Below are 18533 nucleotides of genomic sequence, written 5' to 3'. Positions count from 1 at the left end.
GCTCCTTTCCGCAAACTATGTTAATATAGCCTTTTTTGAATGTTATGCGGCGGCAGGGTGACAAATAACAAGGGAGCCCGTCCGATCGTTGCAGAATAAAATATTTCTCTTGTGCGGAGGTTGAATGCTTGCTTTAATAATTAGCGGGGGGATTGTACGCGATGAGAAACAAAAAGGTTTTTCTAACGATGCTTATTAGTCAAATTCTATTCGGTTTATTTACGCTGCCTTGGTTTTTTGTGTCATTGATGTCCTTTATGATTTTTGACAACCCGAACGGCGAGAACATGTTTTGGCCGCTTCTGCTGTTCATCTTGAACTGGCTTTATCCCGTGGCCTTAATCGCATCCATTATTATCAGCTGGCTGCTGTACCGCCGCAGCAAAATGAAAGCAGCGGTAACCGTTTCACTGGTTCCGCTGCTTTGGGTGCTTGCTCTCGCAAGCTTATTCCTATTCGTCTAAAGGCTCTCATTCTCAGCGGATTCGAGAAACCGAGACCAGCCCTTAGCTACGTTATCCTGCGCCCATTGCAGATGCTCCTCGTTCTCATACTGCCTGAACGGGCACTCTATGCACAGAATAAGATCCAGATACAAATCATAGAGTGCTCTTCGGCGCAGCTGCGCGGGAGACAGCTCCTTTATTCCGTAGCCTTCCAGAAAACCCGGCGATAAATTAAAATGGCTGAAATAATGCTCCATCAGCGGATCGCCCCAAAGAGCCCGCTCGAAATCGATAATCCCGGATACCTTGCCATCCTTTATAAAAACGTTCCCGTCCCATAGATCCCAATGAATCAGCCTAGGTTCTACGATTTCATCAAGAGCAGACGCCCTGCGGGAAGCTTCTTTGCGGACTGCCGCATAATCCGCAGGCAATATTACCCCTTCTCTTTCTCCGTCGGCAAGCACGCCTAGTAGCAGATTCATGAATGTTTCCCGCCAGGATATGACGCTTTCCTCCGCCGCTGCATACAGCCCAAATCGATCTCCGCGAATTTCATTCAACTGCCGAATATACACGCCAAGCTCATAATCAATCCGTTTCTGCTGCTCCTCGGTCAAGCTTCCCTTTACTTTGTTGTACGGCTCGCCTTCCAGCTTCTCCATGATGAAGTATTCGCAGTCTACGATTGATTCGCTCACGTCATGGGCATATACGGCCGGTACAGGCACGGTGCCAGCCTTCTTCACAAGCTGAAGCACCTCTACCTCCGCTGTCATCAGCCCTTGCTCATAGCTCATCAGCTTCGTGCCTGCTGGCGGCGCTACCTTCACGATGACCTGCTTCCCATCTTCAAGCGTAACGAGATAAGCGGCGTTCGCCCAGCCGTCTGTTAGCTCGACAGCTGCTATCGCTGCTTGGCCAAAGGCCTTCTGCGCGATCGCAGACCATTCCGCTTCGGTCAGCTTTCTTTTCGTTGAGCTCTCCATTCCTAGTCACTACCCTTCATCCATAGTACGGGGGTTGCCTCATTCGACTGTTCTATGACGCTATGCTTTGCCTATTGGACGCGGTATCTCAGCCATGGCCATGATCCAGCATAGTCTCTCAGATTCCTCTGCTTTAACCATTGTCTAGCAGCTGACACGAGCAGAGCGATGCAAACTGCGCATGCCCAATTTTTCGTGACTTGGCTAAGTTATTACTCGGTTTTGTCGTAATGCTCGATACAAAACGCGAGCACCATTTGCTCCTCGTCTTCTTCAAGCTCGAAATCCAGATAAGCATTCGTCGCCCTCGCCAAAAACTCGTATTTGGCCAGACGTGAGCCCGTTTCTTCTAAGACGTAGATCACTCTTAAAGAGATTCCTTCCTCCTGATAAAGCTCATCATCCTCTTCTACCTCCAGATCCAGTACCATTTCGTATCTTTTGCCTGTCAAGATGCCGTATGGATCCTTCACCAACTCACTGCTGTATTCGGTAATCGTAAACATGTTATGTCCGCTCCTTTTGGTTGATTCATCCATCCGTATAGTGTAACAAAAACAGCCTGAAACTTGAAATACAAGTTTCAGGCTGTTTTTCTGCTGCGTGATCTATCTTCTTACAGGCTGCTAAGCGTTTCCGTAAGAACCGGTACGATTTGCGATTTGCGGGAAACGACGCCCTTCAATACCGCTTTGTTATCGGACAACGCCACATTGTAAGCTTTCTCTACGGCAGCAGCTTGAGCGCCGAGTGCAAGCGCTACGGAATCATTGTTAAGTATGTCCGTAACGACCAGCAAGAACAGATCAAGTCCTTTTGTTGCGATAATATCGTTAAGAGCCGCTTCCAGCTCTGCTTGGCGGGAAAGAACATCGTTCGTATCTACCGCGTTTACTTGCGCGATTTCAACCTTGTAGCTGCCCATCGAAAATTCTTTCGCATCCAGGGAGATCAGCTGCGCAATCGTTTTGTCGCTTAGGTCTGCACCTGCTTTAAGCATGTCCAATCCGTAGCTGTCTGCGTCAACGCCAGCGATTTCGGCAAGCTCGCGGGCCGCTGCAACGTCTTGCTCGGTGCAAGTCGGCGATTTGAACAACAAAGAATCAGAAATGATTGCGGACAGCATGAGGCCGGCAATTTCTTTGCGGATTTCTACGCCGTTCTCCTTGTACAATTTATTCAGGATCGTTGCTGTGCAGCCTACTGGCTCAGCGCGGAAGTAAAGCGGCGCGCTTGTCTCGAAATTAGCAATCCGGTGGTGGTCAATAACCTCAAGCACCTGTACGCTATCGATATCGTTCGCGCTTTGTTGGCGTTCGTTATGGTCAACCAGAATAACGGTATCCGTCTCGTCAGCCACGTTCTCGATCAAACGAGGTGCTTGGATTCCGAAATAATCCAGTGCGTATTGGGTCTCTCCGTTTACGTCTCCAAGGCGAATCGCCTCAACGTCAGCACCTAGCTTTGTTTTCAGCTCAGCGTAAGCAATAGCTGATGTAATGGTGTCGGTATCCGGGTTTTTGTGCCCGAAAATAAGCGTTTTAGTCATTTCGAGATCTCCTTAAAGGTTATTTGTCGGCAGAGCCTTACAACGATTAGCGGCTCAGGCTCTTTGGTACATTATACACCAGACGCGTAGGCGACGGCATATTAGAATAAAGAGCGATTACACGATAAAACGCTTATTCAATGAAGTCAGCTCATCGGACATTTCGCGAATTCGCTCTGCCGACGTGCTGACTTCGTCCATCGAAACGATCTGAGCGCCAGAATTCGCCGCAATGCCTTCGAAATGCTGGGCTGCAACTCGGGAGATTCGCTCCATCTCCTCAACGGAGGCCGCTACCTCCTCTGATTCCGCAGATACTTCCTCCGAGGCAGCCGACACTTCCTGCAGCTGCACGTTGACCTGCTCCAGACCGCTTACAATAGATCGGAAAGCCGCTCCGGCATCTATGACCAAATGAAGCCCCGTCTCGACTGACTTCGTATTCGATTCCATATCGGAGGACAGCTTGGCCGTTTGCTCCAGAATAGCGGAGATTAATTCCCCGATCTGGGTCGCCGATAGTTGGGATTGAGACGCAAGCTTGCGAACCTCCTCTGCTACGACAGCGAAGCCCTTGCCGTTCTCTCCGGCATGAGAGGCTTCAATCGCTGCGTTCAGCGCAAGCAGATTCGTCTGCTTCGCAATGCTTGCCATCATGTTTGTAATCTCACCAATCTCTCCCGATCGGCTTGTCAAATGCTTCGTTGCCGCCAGCATGGACGATGCTGTTACATGAATCGTTTCCATTTCGGCCATCGCATGAATAATGAGCTCGTTGCCGCGCTCCGTCTGGTCCATCGTCTCCTGCGCCACATCCGACACAATGGCTGCCGATTCAGTAATGCGAAGCATGCTATGTGTCATCCCTTCAACCGCCTTGGTCATATCCGCTGCCCGCATGACCTGGATGTTGGCCCCTCCAGATGCATCCTGAATGCTCGCGGCAATTAATCGGCTTGCTTCCGTTGTGCTCCTCGCATGATTCGTGACGCCCTCCGAGGTATGGAGCAGCCGCTCCGAATTGTCACGCATGCTGCGAATTACCGTGCGCGTGTTCGTAACGAGCTGATCGAAGGTATGGGCGAGATGGCCGATTTCATCCTTGCGGCTCGTCCTGATCTCTACCGTCATATCTCCTTCCCTAACTCTGGCTACCTGTGAGGTCAGTTTCAACAGTGGACGCGTCAAATAACTGGCCAGCAAAAACACGAGCACGATGCCTGCGGCGATTATAGCGCTTGTCACATAGAGAGTGGCCTTGCGATTATCATCCATCAGCGCGTAGACATTCGTCGCGTCAAAGTCTGCCCCCACGATACCGAGCAGCTCACCCGCCTCATTCTTCAAGGGCACATAAGCAGTTATAGTCGCCCCATATTCAGAATCATTCGTCAACTCGCCGATTTGCGGCACGCCTTCCTCGAACGTTGCTACCATTCCCGGGTATTCGTTCTCTTCGGGATCGCCTAGCGCGGAGAAGTCCGAAGGATCTACGTCCAATGGTGCCCCGTCGACTACATAATAATAAACGGTTTTGCCGTCCAGCTCCGACTTCGCCAGCGTATAGACGTATTTCAAACCGTTCATTTCTCTCATTGCGTTCAGTTGCTCCCGCAGCTTGAAATAGTAGTCGGTTTCTCCCTCTTCCACGCTAAGCTTCGCGAAAGCCTCCACATCCACCAGCTTGGCTGCGTTCTCCGCCACCAGTTGCGCCTGTGCTCCTAACGATCGCTCAACAAGGCCCGTCGACGAGCGATAGATGGTCATACCGAGCACGATCCCAGCAAGCAAAATCAACATGGAGAAAAATAAAACCATTCTCGTCAATAAGCGATTCAACCAAAATGCCCCTTCCCGAATGACAAACTAATGTTGACACTATTTTACAAGATCCGACGGCATTTGTTCTACTATTAGTTTTATAAATGTCCAGCTGATATATGCAAAAAAAAGCTGCCCCTTGCCATCTACGATGACTTTTGGAACAACCTTTTCTAGTTATCTACTCCATCTGTTTCATTGACAATATCTGCTGCACGAATATTACCCAATCTTATCTTGGCTTCCTTTATGCGTTTAACCATGCTTCCAACGTACCAAAGGTGCTTTTAGCTGCTTCAATGACTTGCTGAGCCGCTTCCTCTGAGTCAATCGACTGCTCCACCTGCTCACGAAACTCAGCCCACTTGGCGCGCGTTTCGGTACCGTATGCGTTAAAATATTCCGTGCCTTTGTTTTCCTGCTCTGCCAGGGGAAGAAATTTACGAACCTGCTTCGTAATGATTTGTCCGCCCAGGGTCGAGCCTTCAATGACATACATATAGCCAAGCGCTTGCGGCACCGTATAAAGCTCCGGCAACTTGCTGCATTCCGGCAGGTTCTCAATTTCTTGCAGGCTTAGCCCTAGCGTTTGCAAATCACGCTCGAGCAAAGGAGATTTTGCTCTCTGCCCCATAGCCTCTCCGAATTCGCCCCAGCCTGACAATTGGGCAATCAACCTCTCCGCAGGCTTAATAAAGCCATAAAACTTCTCCAAGTAGCGAACGTATTCGTCTTGCGTCAAGGTTTGATTCATAATGGCTTTGGCATATGGATTGCTCTCGATCTGAACGTGATTCGAGGCTGTTTCTTCGCGCAAACGGGTCATAATGCTCATTCGTCATCTCTCCTTTTTAATAAATAAACAAAATGGGATAATCCATAACGTTAGGCTTGCTTCATTATTAAGCAAATTGGATAACAAATAACTTCAGGCTTGCTTCAATAAGAAGCTAAATTGGTCCTATTTCCATTTCTCACAGCAAGTGGCATATCTTTCATTATAAACGCTCGTATTTCAATACCCAAATAGAAATATCTTATACAACCTTGCAACGCGCGCAGACGGCCTTGTAACTACTGTTAGCCGATGGGTGCCTTCACCCTTCGCTATGCCGAGCCCCCTAATAAACCTGCTCCTGCTCCCATTCCCCGGCAAGCAATTCCGTCTCCGGCAGAGGCAAACGCAAAGCCAGCATGGCTTCTTCCAAAAAGCCCGCATCATACTTGATATCTGCATCATGTATAAAAAAACCGCCTTCAAGCTTTGCATTCTCTTGCTTCAGCAGCTTTAACGTTTGGATATCCTTCTTATATAAAACCGAATCCCATCTTATCTTTTTCACGACACGGCCCATCAGATCGGCAGGAATTCCTTTCATTCGCCCAATGATCTTACCGGCTTGCGCCGGCTCGCTGCGAAGAAACTGATGTACGCGAAGATGCGCCTTCAAATAGGCTACGACAACCTCGCGGTTCTCACGTACCCAGCTTTCCTCCGCAATAACCCCAGCCAAGTAGTCTTCGCCAAGCTCCTCCTGAAACAAAACTTGGCCCGTCCCATGATACTGCACGATGCTCAGGAAAGGCTCTACCAGCATACCGCATTCTACCTGCCTGTGAACGATACCGGCCATCGTTGCATCCATGTTCTGGTGAACGATTTGATTGGGACTGCCGCCGACTGCGCTAAGCAGCTTCGACAAGCGGTACCCAGGGCTCGACTGCGCTACGGTACGCATCTTGAGCTTGGATATATCGGACACCTCGCGAATGTGAATCCCTTTACGCACAACAAGCGAGATCCCGTTCCCACGCGCCGACTTTCCGTCAAAGGCAAGCAGGATAGACTGGAACGACGGAAACAGCTGCGCCATCGAGCTGCTTAGCGCGATGGGATAATCTCCCATGGAGGCGATCTGTACATGTCCGCCGATCATGCCCTTCACAAGCTCCGGCCCGTTGGCGGCATCCACCCATCTTACATCCCTTTTGCGTCCTGGAAGCATTCGCTCCAGCTCCTCCTCGAACCAGCCAAGCTCCTTCATTAAGGCACAAGTCCATACGTGGGCGTAGCCGCTTTGATAACCAATTGTTATCGTCCCTTGCGGCTGGGTTAAACCATGCTGAGATGCAGCTGTCGCAAAAGGCGATTGCTGCGGTATGCCAGAGGAATGAAGCTTTATCCAGCTCTCCAGCTCTAATTTATCGACCAGGATTTCTTTGCCAAGCTTCGTGAAAGGCAGTCGTTTTTGCTTGCGCCATCTGTCAAAGGTCGATCTGCTGACCCCAAGCATATCCATTGCCTCATGTATCGTAAGTAGATTGAGCCGCTTATCGACCATTCAGTGCCCGCCTCCTTTGAATTGCCAAAGCCTATATCGTCATTCAACCTCGTTCATGGTCATTCATCGTCATTTCGTTGACACTTACTCTGGATGGATCATATAGTCAATTATAGAAATTAATCCTTAGTAAGTCTATAGGATTATTAGACATTCAACTTATAGGAGGGTTACGACATGAAAGTATCATCGAATAAAACCATTCATATCATGTTCATTTTGCTGCTGACTTCCGCCTTGGCACTGTCTGCCTGCGGCAAAAAAGAGGAAGCTGTTACAGCAAGCTCATCGGCCGGAGGTGAACCGGAGGTTGCAGAGCTTCGCTATCAAGGCTGGACCGGCTCCGTATCCTTTCCTGAGCTTGCGGAGGATCTAGGCTACTTGGCGCCGCTGAAGCTGAAATATATCGGCAATACCATCAGCGGTCCGCAGGATATCCAATCCGTCGTCACTGGCGATACCGATTTCGGCGGTGCGTTTAACGGAGCCATCGTCAAGCTGATTGCGGCTAAAGCCGAGATTACCTCCGTGCTTGCGTATTACGGATCAGATGAGAACACCTGGACCGGCTATTATGCGCTTGATGACAGCCCAATCAAGTCTGCCAAAGATTTGATCGGCAAAAAAGTAGGCATGAACACGCTCGGCGGTCATCACGAGGCCGTTATCAAAGAATATCTCTACCGTGCAGGGCTTACGCTTGATGAAATCAAACAAGTAACCCTCGTCGTTGTACCGCCCGTTTCAACGGAGCAAGCGCTTCGCGACAAGCAAATCGATATCGCCTCGCTCGGCGGCATTTTGCGAGACAAGGCACTTGAGCGCGGAGGCATCCACCCCCTCTTTAAGGATACGGACTTGTTCGGCGTCTTCAGCGCTGGCAGCTACGTGCTTTCTAACAAATTTATAAAAAAGAATCCGAACGCAACTCGTTTGTTTGTCGAAGCGACCGCCAAAGCGATCGAATGGGCTCGGACTACCCCGATCGAAGAGGTCGTTGCAAGATTCGAGTCCATCATCAATAAACGCGGCCGGAAAGAAGACACTTCATCGGTTAAATATTGGCGAAGCACCGGGGTTGCCGGCAAAGGCGGTTTCATTTCCGACAAAGAGTTCGATACATGGATCAGTTGGTTCGAAGCGGAAGGCTCGCTTAAGAAAGGCCAAGTCAAAGCAGCGGACTTATATACGAATGAATTCAGTCCCTACTTGAATGAAACCAAATAATTCAACCATAGGAGGAGATTGCTCATGACAGCCAAAATCAGCATCCAGCATGTCCAGAAATCTTTTCGCATCAAAAGAAACCTGGGCCACCTCGCGGAAAACACCCAGCCCATATCGGCTTTGCAGGATATTAATCTCGATGTGAAGCAAGGTGAATTCATGGTCATCGTCGGGCCAAGCGGCTGCGGCAAATCCACCCTTCTTGATCTGCTGGCAGGCCTTACGAAGCCCAATAGCGGGCAGATCCTGCTCGATAACAAGCCCCTTGCAGGACCAAACCTTGACCGGGGAATCGTGTTCCAGCAGTATGCGCTGTTTCCATGGAAAACGACGCTCCAGAATGTGGAGTTCGGGCTTGAAGCCAAGGGAATCGGCAAGAAAGAACGCCGCGAGATCGCTCAGCAGCATATCGAGCTCGTCGGGCTCGCAGGCTTTGAGAACCGCTATCCGCATGAGCTCTCAGGTGGAATGAAGCAGCGCGTAGCCATTGCTAGAAGCCTCGCTTACGATCCCGAGGTGCTTCTTATGGATGAGCCTTTCGCCGCGCTGGATGCCCAAACGAGGGAAACCTTGCAAAGTGAGCTGCTGCGAATATGGGAGGCAACGAAAAAAACGATTATTTTCATTACTCACGGCATAGAGGAGGCCGTCTATCTCGGTCAACGCGTAGCCGTTATGACTTCCCGGCCTGGACGAATTAAAAAGGTCATTACCATCCCTTTCGAGGCCCGAACAAGCGAGGAGGATTTGCGCGCTAAGCCTGAATTCGTGCAGCTTCGCCACGAAATATGGGATCTGCTCAAGGATGAGGTCAGCAGGGCCCAGGAGCAAGAGAAAACGAAGACGTTAAACAGCTTCCCAAACGGTAAATCGACTTTGAAAGGGGTGGCCGGCGATGGCTAACAGCAGCACAGGAGAAACGGTCATTTTACGGGAGGGCAAAAGCTTAGAAGCAGTTGAATGGTCATTGGCTAAGCTTCGGAAGGCTTTCAAGTTTTCAATCGTGATTGTGGCGCTGCTTGTTTTCTGGGAGATTGCGCCGCGTGTCGGCCTAGTCAACGTTACGTTCTTCCCTCCCCTCACTGAGGTGCTTCAAGCATGGTGGCAGCTGTTCATTTCCGGGGACCTCGCGGAGCATATGGCAGCCAGCCTGTTAAGGTCGGGCGGCGGCTTCCTGCTCGCCATCGTCATCAGTATACCGCTCGGCCTCGCAATCGGCTGGTGGAAGCCTGTAGCGGAATATTTGAACCCGCTGCTGGAGCTTATGCGGAATACGGCGGTGCTCGCGCTTCTCCCCGTATTCATTCTGCTGCTCGGGCTTGGGGAAACGTCGAAGATTGCAATCGTGCTGTATGCTTGCTCCTTCCCGCTTTTGCTCAATACGGTAAGCGGCGTCAAAAACGTCGACCCGCTCTTGATCAAATCGGCACGCTCGATGGGGCTGACTTCGGTTCGCTTGTTTTACAAGGTCATTCTCCCTGCGTCGCTGCCCACGATATTCGTCGGCATACGCCAAGCAGGCGCCAGCTCCATCCTTGTGCTCGTAGCCGCAGAAATGGTTGGGGCGCAGTCTGGGCTCGGCTACTTTATCCAATATGCCCAGTTCAACTTTCAAATTCCGGGCATGTATGCGGGTATCATCACCATTTCCTTTATCGGCGTTGTCGTCAATTACTTATTGGTGGCGCTGGAGAAACGATTAACGAGCTGGAAACAAACCTATAACGAATAGAAGGGTGCGATCGATATGAGTCAATCGAACAGGCAGCTGCATTTGAATTTGTTTATTATGAACGCGGGACATCACGAGGCCGCATGGCGCCATCAAGGAACGGAGCCCCAAAACATTACGGATATTGAATATTTCACAAGACTGGCTAGAACGGCAGAAGCCGCGAAATTCGATTCCTTGTTCCTAGCTGACGGGTTAGCGATCAACAACAATATCAAACATGGGGCTTTCATCGGACTAGAGCCCTTCACCCTGCTGTCCGCGCTTGCTTCTGTCACACAGCGAATCGGCTTAATCGGCACCGTATCCACCACGTACAACGAACCGTTCCACGTCGCTCGCAAGTTCGCTTCGCTTGACCATATCAGCAAGGGAAGAGCTGGCTGGAACATCGTCACCTCCGGTAGTTCGGTGGAAGCGAACAATTTTAGCAAAGACACGCATCTGGCTCACGGCAAACGCTACGAGCGTGCAAACGAATTTCTTCAGGTAACAACAGGATTATGGAACAGCTGGGAGGATGATGCGCTTATCATCGACCGCGATTCCGGAACGTTCGCCGACCACCGCAAAGTGCGCAGCATCGATCATGTCGGCGATTCCTTCAAGGTGCGCGGCCCCCTTAATATTCCGCGATCACCGCAAGGCTACCCCGTACTCGTGCAAGCCGGATCCTCCGAGGACGGCAAGGAGTTTGCGGCGCAATACGCGGAGGCGATCTTTACTGCGCAACAGACGCTTCAAGACGCGCAGCTCTTTTATTCCGATGTGAAATCGCGGTTAGCCCATTATGGCCGTACGGCGGATCAACTGCTCATTCTTCCTGGTATCTGCCCGATTATCGGCCATACAGAGTCGGAAGCTAAGGAAAAAGAGCAGGAATTAAACGAGCTTACGGTTATTGATTACGGACTAACCCAGTTATCCCATATGCTGAACGTCGACTTGTTCACCTATCCGCTTGATGGGAAGCTCCCCGAGCTGCCGCGTCTTGAAGACATTAACGGCAATAAAAGCCGCTTCCAATTAGTCGTTGATTTGGCGACCCGCGAAGACCTGACGATCCGCCAGCTGCTGCACCGCCTTGCCGGCGGACGCGGGCATCGGACCTTCGCGGGAACGGCTCTCCAAATTGCCGATCAGCTGGAAGAATGGTTCGTGAACGGCGCCAGCGATGGCTTTAACGTCATGCCGCCTTACCTGCCGGCTGGCCTTGAGGAGTTCGCGGCGCAGGTTATTCCAGAGCTGCAGCGGCGCGGTTTATTCAGAAGGGAATACAGCGGACATACGCTTCGCGAGCATTTTGGGCTGGCGCGCCCGGCCAACCCGCACTCGATTGCGAATGCGCCTGAGGCAGCTTCGCAAGCTGCGGCAAGCTTGTAGCGCTTGCGGAATGATTTGCTCTGCGTTGCAGATTCTGCAGTAGAATGACCATGTAATCGCCAACACCTAGGCACCTAGGTGACTCGAACTTCCAGTAACATCTGCCTTACGTTGCAGATTCTGCAGTAGAATGACCATTTAGATCGCTAAACTCACTCTACATAGCAGTTTCTGCAATGAAATCAGCAAATTCTAGTTTGTTTCAGCGGCATTTCCGGTTTTCGTTGTACTTTGTGCAACATAGCTCCTCAGATAAAGACACGTGTGAGGTTTCTATTGCACTTTCTGCAGCGCAACTTTCACGATTGCTCCTACCAATCGGAGTTACTCCGAAAACCTAGTAATGTCTGAGCTATGTTGTGATCTTTCTGTGTTTTTGCTGCGTTTCTGCTGCGTTTCTACTGCGTTGCTTCCACGTTGATGCAGACCATATGAGGCAACTCGCCCCAGTAACGTCTGCATTACGTTGTAGGTAACTCGAACTCCCAGTAACATCCGCCCTACGTTGCAGTTTCTGCAATAGAATCACCATTTAACACGCCAACACCCACTCTACATTGCAGTTTCTGCAATGAAATCAGCAGATTCTAGTTAGTTTCTTCGAGAATTCCGATTTTCGTTGCATTTTGTGCAACGTAGTCTTTCAAATGGCGTCACTATGAGGTTTCTATTGCACTTTCTGCAGCGTAGCTTCCACGATTGCTCCTACCAATCGGAGTTACTCCGAAAACCTAGTAATGTCTGAGCTATGTTGTGATCTTTCTGTGTTTTTGCTGCGTTTTTGCTGTGTTTCTACTGCGTTTCTACTGCGTTGCTTTCACGTTGATGCAGACCATATGAGGTAACTGACTCTAGTAACGTCTGCATTACGTTGTAGGTAACTCGAACTCCCAGCAACATCCGCCCTACGTTGCAGTTTCTGCAATAGGATCACCATTTAACACGCCAACAACCACTCTACATTGCAGTTTCTGCAATGAAATCAGCAGATACTAGTTTGTTTCAGCGGCAATTCCGGTTTTCGTTGTACTTTGTGCAACGTAGCTCCTCAGATAAAGACACGTATAAGGTTTCTATTGCACTTTCTGCAGCGTAGCTTCCACTAGTGCTCAGGCCAAACGGAGTTACTCAAACTACTCCAAATATCAAGAAACACTTGTAAGTTCCCCGGCTGCCATATAGCCAATCGTCTTGTTCTAGAGTGTTTGAAGTGCTGCGCAACAGAGAACCCCCTAACCTTCCGCCGGAAGAGTAGGGGGTTCTCTGTTCTATGCGTTGTTTATGCGCGGAAGCCTTTCAAAAACTGAACGGCTTTGATTATATCCGCCTCTGGGTTCGTGCCAACCTCGCGTTCGATCGTCAAATATCCGCCGTAGCCGATTTCCTGCAGCGCTCGCAGGTATGCTGGCCAATCTACGCCGCCATCACCGAGCGGAACCTCGCGAAACGCCGAGCCTGATTCAGCCATAACCGCGATCTGGTCGTGGTCGAGCGTCACCTCATAGCCGAAATCGCCATACACGTCGCGCGGGTCGACATGACCAAGCTTTACGCCATCCTTTGCATGCGTATGAACGATATAATCCTTCAGCGTATACACGCCTTGAACCGGATCATCACCTGTTACCATGACCATATTAGCCGGGTCGAAGTTTACGGCCACGCCTTTTGTACCGAGCCCGTCCAGAAATGCCTTCAAATGCTCGGCGGTTTCCGGTCCTGTTTCGATTGCGAAATAAGCATTCATATCGTTCGCGAAACGTGCCAGCTCTTCGCAAGCCACATGCATCGATTCGTATACACGACTATTTTTGTCGCTTGGCACGATTCCGATATGAGTCGTAATGATGTTTGTTCCAAGCTCCATGCCCAGCTCCATGATCCGTTTGGACTTGTCGATCTTCGCTTCGTTCTGGGCAGGATCCTGAAAGCCATGTCCGCCCAAATCGCCAACCAATGCCGAAATATCCAGCCCAAGGCCGCCAATATAAGATTTCCATTCCTTGCGCGCCGCAGTCGAGAGATTTGCTGGATCCAGTTCACCATTCACCGCATACATCTGCACGCCGTCTGCGCCAACCTGCTTCGCTCTCAGCAAGCCTTCCTTCACGCCAAGCTGAAAACTGTCCACGATGACACCAATCTTATTCGTAATAATAGGCAAAGTCATTTCCTCATCGCTCCTCCGATTATAGTTCGTTCCATACTCGTTTTACGAATTCAAACCCGAGTCTCGTTCCCAGGCGGCAATCTTCTAGTCCTTCAAATTCAATGGAAATAAAATCATCATAGCCGCTATCCTTCACGAGGCTGAGTACCTGAGGGATCGCAATATCGCCGTGTCCTACAATTGCGCCGCGCAGCCAATTGCCGCTCTTCGATTTGAACCAGCCCTCGCCAGGGTTTTCCGTAGCTGGACGATAGTAGAAATCCTTAACGTGCACCATCGATGCAAGTCCGATATTATTCAATACCGCTGCATAGGGGTTCTCATCCACGCATAAGAAGTTGCCGACATCAAGCGTCGTCCTAAAATTCGGGCGATCCACTATTTCAATAAGCGCTTGAACGCGGTCACTGTCTTGAATGTAAAAGCCGTGGTTCTCTACGCTGGTCGTAATGCCTAGCGGAGCCGCGTAATCCGCGATGATCTGACAGGCTTTCGCAAGTTTTGGCAGCTCCGTCAAGAAGTTGGATATGGACAAGTTTGATGACGAGGCTACGTCATGGCGCATTTTTTTCACGCCTAGCGCCGCCGCTATATCGACTTCGCGCTTCAAACGGGCAATTTCCAGTTCGAATTGCTCATCGTCGAGACCTGAGAAATTCGCTCCTACCGCGTAGTTCGAAAGCTCAATGCCGCTTTCCTTTGCCTGCTTCTTGATTGCTTCTATCAGCTCGGGACTATCGGTTAGATTAAAGCCCAGAGGCACAATCTCGGCATGCTCGCCGCCAATTGACGCAATAAAGACGATAACGTCCTGAATCGTCATTTCTCCGCTTTGGAGAGCACCGTATAAACTATACGTACTAATTCCTAGTTTCATAGACGCACTTCCGCCCCTTTCGCGGCCGACTCATAAATACCAATCAATATTTTCATAATTTCCACACCGTCTTCTACTGGGCTAATCGGCTGCTTGCCCGTTGTTACGCAATCTATAAAGTGATTGATTTCGTTCTGAAAAGCGCTATTGAACTCAAACCCCTTGCTGTCCGTTTGCGGATAGATATTCAGAATCGTGTCGTTCTGCTCCGTTACGATAACGGTTTCCGGATCGATTTCGAACCCGCCTTTTTCACCATAAAGCTTTACGGACGTCTCATTCGACTTTGCATGCAGCGTAAAGCTTACGTCAACTAGCAGCGATGCGCCATTCTCGAAACGAATAAGCGCATTAGCCAAATCCTCAACCGTATTTTTCTCCGCATCGTAATCCGCCGCTTGGTAGAAGCTTAAATTTTTCACATTCGAGCGGTTGCCGAGCTTATGGTACGTATTCGCGCTGACGGATACCGGACGCGGCCGCCCCATCATGTACCAGCATAGATCAATGACATGAACGCCGATATCGATAAGCGGTCCGCCGCCCGAGCGCTCGATGTCCGAGAACCAGCCGCCCGGGTTGCCGAGTCTTCTAAGCGTAGATGCTTTGGCAAAATAAATCTCTCCGAACTCTCCGCGATCTGCCATCGCGCGCAGCAGCTGCGCGTTCGTGTCATAGCGGCGTACAAAACCGACCTGCAGCAGCTTGCCTGATTTTTCTACGGCCTCCTGTACGTTAAGCGCATCCTCAACCGTTTTGCATAGCGGTTTTTCGACCAGCACATGTTTGCCAGCCTCAAGTGCTGCAATACTGATCTCCGCATGGGTATTATTCCACGTACAGATGCTCACCGCATCTATGGCTGGATCTGCCAAAAGCTCGCGATAATCGGTATATACCTTCTCGGCACCGTATTTCTCGGCAGCAGCCCGGGCTCTTTCCTCATTTAAATCGCATACTGCATAAAGGTTGGCATTTGCATTTTTCTTATAAGCATCTAGATGAAGTGATGAGATAGAGCCTGTTCCAATAACCGCGATTTGTATCGGTTGCATTGCTAATCTCTCCTTTAATATCGTTTCGTAGGTTTTGCGTGTCTATACTTTCGTATTATAATGGTTTCAGCGTGCAACTCCATGTAAAGCTGTGCGGTTTGTTTGTACAATTGTGCTATCAGAAGCAAGGAGGAGGAGGAGAATGGAGAAATTCGAAGCGCTGCGTGAGCCAATGGACATGCCAGATCCCCATTTCCCGATTAAACTGCATCGCACCGCCTTTAAAGAGCAAGGCGTAGTCATTTTCCCACATCACTTCCACGAGCATCTTGAGTTTCTCTATATCGTTTCCGGAGAAGCTTCTATTGAATGCGGATCTACTACGATGAAGGCATCCGCAGGCGATCTAATCGTCGTTAACAGCAATGAGCTCCATTATGGAGTAAGCTTATCGCCAGATTTGTATTACTATGCGCTGATCGCCGACATTTCATTGCTGCACAGCCAGTCGGTAGACGCCGCCGAAACGAAGTTTATCACACCGATTATTCAAAACAGGCTGCTGCTGCAAAATTACATCGGGGACGACAGCAAGATATCCTCCTGCATGCTTGCCATCGTGAATGAACTGGAGCACCGCGAGTTCGGCTATGAGCTGGCGATCAAGTCGGAATTGTACCGATTGCTGACCCTACTCCTTCGCGGCCATGTCGCCACCGTGCTCACGCAGGACGAATATGCCGAGCGCATGAAAAACATCGAGCGCTTCGCGCCGGTATTCCAGCATATCGAGCAGCACTATAAAGAGGAGCTGTCCGTAGACATGCTTGCAGCAATGGCTAATTTGAGCCGCTACCATTTCAGCCGATTATTCAAAGAGCTTAGCGGCCATACGGTAACGGAATATATTACAACCACTCGCCTAGGCCAGGCCGACTATTTGCTGCGCCATAGCCCGCTCACCGTATCCGAGATTGCCGTAGCAACCGGGTTCAATGATATCTACTACTTCAGCCGCACTTTCAAAAAACACAAAAAAGTTTCCCCGTCCTCGCTTCGGGGAAACTAATTTTCATAAATCTGCATATTGCTCAGTCACTGAATCGCTGCGGCGATGAGGCTATTTCCGCCCGAAATCCGCTTTGATCTCTCCCCACTCCTCCGTATTCCATTTCACTACCTGATTCGGATACGTATTAGTCTGAATCCACCTCACGGCATCATCCGTCAGCTCCCAGATTTTCGCGGTAGACGCATCACGCTTCAAAGTTGAAGCTACCTTCTTGTTGCGAAGCCAGCTCAGCGCTGTTCTCGAGTCCGTATAGACGGTCTGTTTGCTGCCCTTCTCCTTCAAATACCTTAGCGCATGAACGATAGCAATGAACTCGCCTAGATTGTTCGTCCCGTTCTGAATCGGACCAACGTAGAACAAAATATCGCCAGTCTGCGTGTCCACGCCTTTATACTCAACGGGTCCGGGGTTTCCCCGCGTCCCTACGTCTACCGATATGCTATCGTAATCGATAGATGCAGCAGCGGCTTCCAGCATCACCGTCTGCTTCACGCCGCTTCCGGACTGTGTCGGCGCAGCAGCCTTTCCGCTTCCCCAATGCTTTTGCCAGCCATCCTTGAAGGCTGTGTCCGCGGCCAGCTTGGATTCATAGGATTTGAATTTTGCATCCTTCACACCGCTGACATGCGCTTGGCATTCCGCCCAAGTTGTGAACACGCCTGTTTTTTTGCCAACCCATACGACATAAAATTTTCCTTTTGCCATCTTGCGTATACCACCTTTATAGGAGCAGCCCCGTTAGATTTAAAGCACTGCCGATTTCATTATGTTTAAACACCGCGTACTTTCAAATCGGCAGTCCCAACTCCAACAGACTTCTCTATTCGGCATTGAAATACCTTTATGAATTTTATCATAGTTGGACAGCACATGTGATCTAGGCGCGCCATCAAATAAATTCAGGCAACCGCTGCGAGGCGGCTGCCTGATAATGTTCTCGGTACCTATGCGTTTTAAACGAGTACCTTACTGAATATGCCGTTGAAATAGGCTTGTAGATCCACTTTGATCGGCATGAAATAAAGGCTGCTGTTCGTCTCCTGCGTGTAGGACAGCGCCGCCTTCGAAAAAGCGATATTCCAATCCAAGGTCGGCTCGAAATCCTTAGGGAATACGACTTGATTTCGTTTCTCCCAATATCGCTTCGACGTCTCGGATACGACAGGAGACACGCCCCAGAAGATATCCGTTCCTTCCAACATGTCCGCGTAAAGCTCCATAAGCCGCAGATCAAAAAAGGGCTGCGTGAAAAATCCGTCTACGCCTGCATCGAGCTTTTGCTGCACATATTCGTATTCCTGCCGAATGCTGCTCCGATAAGGATCGATCGCCGAATATATTTTCAAATGCGGATGCTCCCGCTTTAGCTTCGTTACCATATCGATGCAGGTCGTCGGATATTTTTGCTTGGCGCTGTTTTGCGGCTCGTCCCCCGTAACGATCAGCACCTCGTTAATGTGATGCTCATCCAAGTATTCGATTAAATCAAAAGGCCGTCCTGCGTCAAAGTCCATCGCTCTAATATGCGGGATACAATCCCTGTAATACGATTTCGATAAACGCGACGCCTCCCAGCTTCTAAGGTCAAACCTCGTCAAATCCGGGATATTAATCGTATTAATTGCCGGAAACTCTGTTTTTATGAATTGAAGCTCCGCTTTCAAGCCTTCTGAATCTCTCGGTACCAACTCTAATGAAATTCTCACTGCATGAACTCCTTGCTTACGAATATAATAAAAGCCGCATAAAAAAGCCATCATGAAAGTATTGTATAATAATTCATATTATCGAATTTTAATTCAAATTACCAATAAGGATATTAAAAGTAAGCTATCATTATTTTTTATATTTACTTCGCTCTCTTAGTTAGCTCATTATTAGCTACATTAACCATGCATCACCAATTTTACAGTCGGCCCTTATAAAAACA

17 protein-coding genes are annotated in these 18533 nt (G+C 49.7%); 6 read left to right on the top strand and 11 right to left on the bottom strand.

The genetic code is table 11. The annotated features are described in order from the left end of the window. Nucleotides 1-161 precede the first annotated feature (161 nt). A complete protein-coding gene (locus tag AC0YN3_RS28775; RefSeq protein WP_475778348.1) occupies nt 162-464 on the top strand; it encodes a hypothetical protein in 303 nt (100 codons plus the stop codon). Here the strand turns inward: AC0YN3_RS28775 and AC0YN3_RS28770 are convergent. The 6 genes from AC0YN3_RS28770 to AC0YN3_RS28745 form a co-directional block, all read right to left on the bottom strand. Further along, on the bottom strand, nt 461-1435 hold the full coding sequence (locus AC0YN3_RS28770) for a phosphotransferase family protein (protein WP_475778347.1): 975 nt from the start codon (nt 1433-1435) through the stop codon (nt 461-463). The two genes, AC0YN3_RS28775 and AC0YN3_RS28770, sit on opposite strands and share 4 nt — an antisense overlap. A 212-nt stretch (nt 1436-1647) precedes the next feature. Continuing rightward, nucleotides 1648-1941, bottom strand: a complete 294-nt coding sequence (locus AC0YN3_RS28765) for a DUF6509 family protein (RefSeq protein WP_475778346.1) — start codon at nt 1939-1941, stop codon at nt 1648-1650. 110 nt (nt 1942-2051) lie between these two features. Continuing rightward, nucleotides 2052-2984 carry a manganese-dependent inorganic pyrophosphatase gene (locus tag AC0YN3_RS28760; RefSeq protein ID WP_475778345.1) on the bottom strand — a complete coding sequence of 311 codons (933 nt, stop codon included), beginning with the start codon at nt 2982-2984 and terminating at the stop codon, nt 2052-2054. Nucleotides 2985-3101: 117 nt separating this feature from the next. Continuing rightward, nucleotides 3102-4823: a methyl-accepting chemotaxis protein gene (locus tag AC0YN3_RS28755; protein ID WP_475778344.1), complete on the bottom strand. Its 1722-nt coding sequence runs from the start codon at nt 4821-4823 to the stop codon at nt 3102-3104. 229 nt (nt 4824-5052) lie between these two features. Further along, nucleotides 5053-5640 (bottom strand): biliverdin-producing heme oxygenase, encoded by a 588-nt coding sequence (locus AC0YN3_RS28750; protein ID WP_475778343.1) that lies wholly within the window; start codon nt 5638-5640, stop codon nt 5053-5055. 286 nt (nt 5641-5926) lie between these two features. Continuing rightward, nucleotides 5927-7147 (bottom strand): helix-turn-helix domain-containing protein, encoded by a 1221-nt coding sequence (locus tag AC0YN3_RS28745; RefSeq protein WP_475778342.1) that lies wholly within the window; start codon nt 7145-7147, stop codon nt 5927-5929. A 177-nt stretch (nt 7148-7324) separates the two neighbouring features. Here AC0YN3_RS28745 and AC0YN3_RS28740 point away from each other — a divergent pair, with 177 nt between their 5' ends. The 4 genes from AC0YN3_RS28740 to AC0YN3_RS28725 are packed head-to-tail and all read left to right on the top strand — an operon-like array spanning nt 7325 to nt 11489. Continuing rightward, on the top strand, nt 7325-8374 hold the full coding sequence (locus AC0YN3_RS28740; RefSeq protein WP_475778341.1) for an ABC transporter substrate-binding protein: 1050 nt from the start codon (nt 7325-7327) through the stop codon (nt 8372-8374). A gap of 24 nt (nt 8375-8398) precedes the next feature. Further along, on the top strand, nt 8399-9277 hold the full coding sequence (locus AC0YN3_RS28735) for an ABC transporter ATP-binding protein (protein WP_475778340.1): 879 nt from the start codon (nt 8399-8401) through the stop codon (nt 9275-9277). Then, the gene (locus tag AC0YN3_RS28730) at nt 9270-10106 is read left to right on the top strand and encodes an ABC transporter permease (RefSeq protein ID WP_475778339.1); all 837 of its coding nucleotides are present in this window, start codon (nt 9270-9272) and stop codon (nt 10104-10106) included. The genes AC0YN3_RS28735 and AC0YN3_RS28730 overlap by 8 nt, the downstream gene beginning before the upstream one ends. Before the next feature lie 15 nt (nt 10107-10121). Continuing rightward, the gene (locus AC0YN3_RS28725) at nt 10122-11489 is read left to right on the top strand and encodes an LLM class flavin-dependent oxidoreductase (protein WP_475778338.1); all 1368 of its coding nucleotides are present in this window, start codon (nt 10122-10124) and stop codon (nt 11487-11489) included. A gap of 1279 nt (nt 11490-12768) precedes the next feature. Here AC0YN3_RS28725 and AC0YN3_RS28720 read toward each other — a convergent pair. From AC0YN3_RS28720 to AC0YN3_RS28710, 3 genes are read right to left on the bottom strand one after another with little or no spacing between them, the layout of a single operon-like run. Further along, the gene (locus tag AC0YN3_RS28720) at nt 12769-13659 is read right to left on the bottom strand and encodes a sugar phosphate isomerase/epimerase family protein (RefSeq protein WP_475778337.1); all 891 of its coding nucleotides are present in this window, start codon (nt 13657-13659) and stop codon (nt 12769-12771) included. Nucleotides 13660-13678: 19 nt separating this feature from the next. Beyond that, nucleotides 13679-14536 carry a sugar phosphate isomerase/epimerase family protein gene (locus AC0YN3_RS28715; RefSeq protein WP_475778336.1) on the bottom strand — a complete coding sequence of 286 codons (858 nt, stop codon included), beginning with the start codon at nt 14534-14536 and terminating at the stop codon, nt 13679-13681. Next, nucleotides 14533-15591, bottom strand: a complete 1059-nt coding sequence (locus AC0YN3_RS28710; RefSeq protein WP_475778335.1) for a Gfo/Idh/MocA family protein — start codon at nt 15589-15591, stop codon at nt 14533-14535. Before AC0YN3_RS28710 ends, AC0YN3_RS28715 begins: the two co-directional genes overlap by 4 nt. 142 nt (nt 15592-15733) lie before the next feature. On the opposite strand from AC0YN3_RS28710, the gene AC0YN3_RS28705 reads away from it, so the two are divergent. Continuing rightward, the gene (locus tag AC0YN3_RS28705; protein WP_475778334.1) at nt 15734-16600 is read left to right on the top strand and encodes a helix-turn-helix domain-containing protein; all 867 of its coding nucleotides are present in this window, start codon (nt 15734-15736) and stop codon (nt 16598-16600) included. Between the two features lie 51 nt (nt 16601-16651). Here AC0YN3_RS28705 and rnhA read toward each other — a convergent pair whose 3' ends face one another. Both rnhA and AC0YN3_RS28695 read right to left on the bottom strand, forming a co-directional pair. Beyond that, the gene (gene rnhA, locus AC0YN3_RS28700) at nt 16652-17308 is read right to left on the bottom strand and encodes a ribonuclease H (RefSeq protein ID WP_475778333.1); all 657 of its coding nucleotides are present in this window, start codon (nt 17306-17308) and stop codon (nt 16652-16654) included. A gap of 248 nt (nt 17309-17556) precedes the next feature. Further along, nucleotides 17557-18309 (bottom strand): methylenetetrahydrofolate reductase, encoded by a 753-nt coding sequence (locus tag AC0YN3_RS28695; protein ID WP_475778332.1) that lies wholly within the window; start codon nt 18307-18309, stop codon nt 17557-17559. Nucleotides 18310-18533: the final 224 nt, after the last annotated feature.

The organism is Paenibacillus sp. J22R232 (assembly GCF_056269165.1).
Note: the sequence above shows the minus strand (reverse complement) of the source record. Positions and strands in the feature narration are given on the sequence as shown.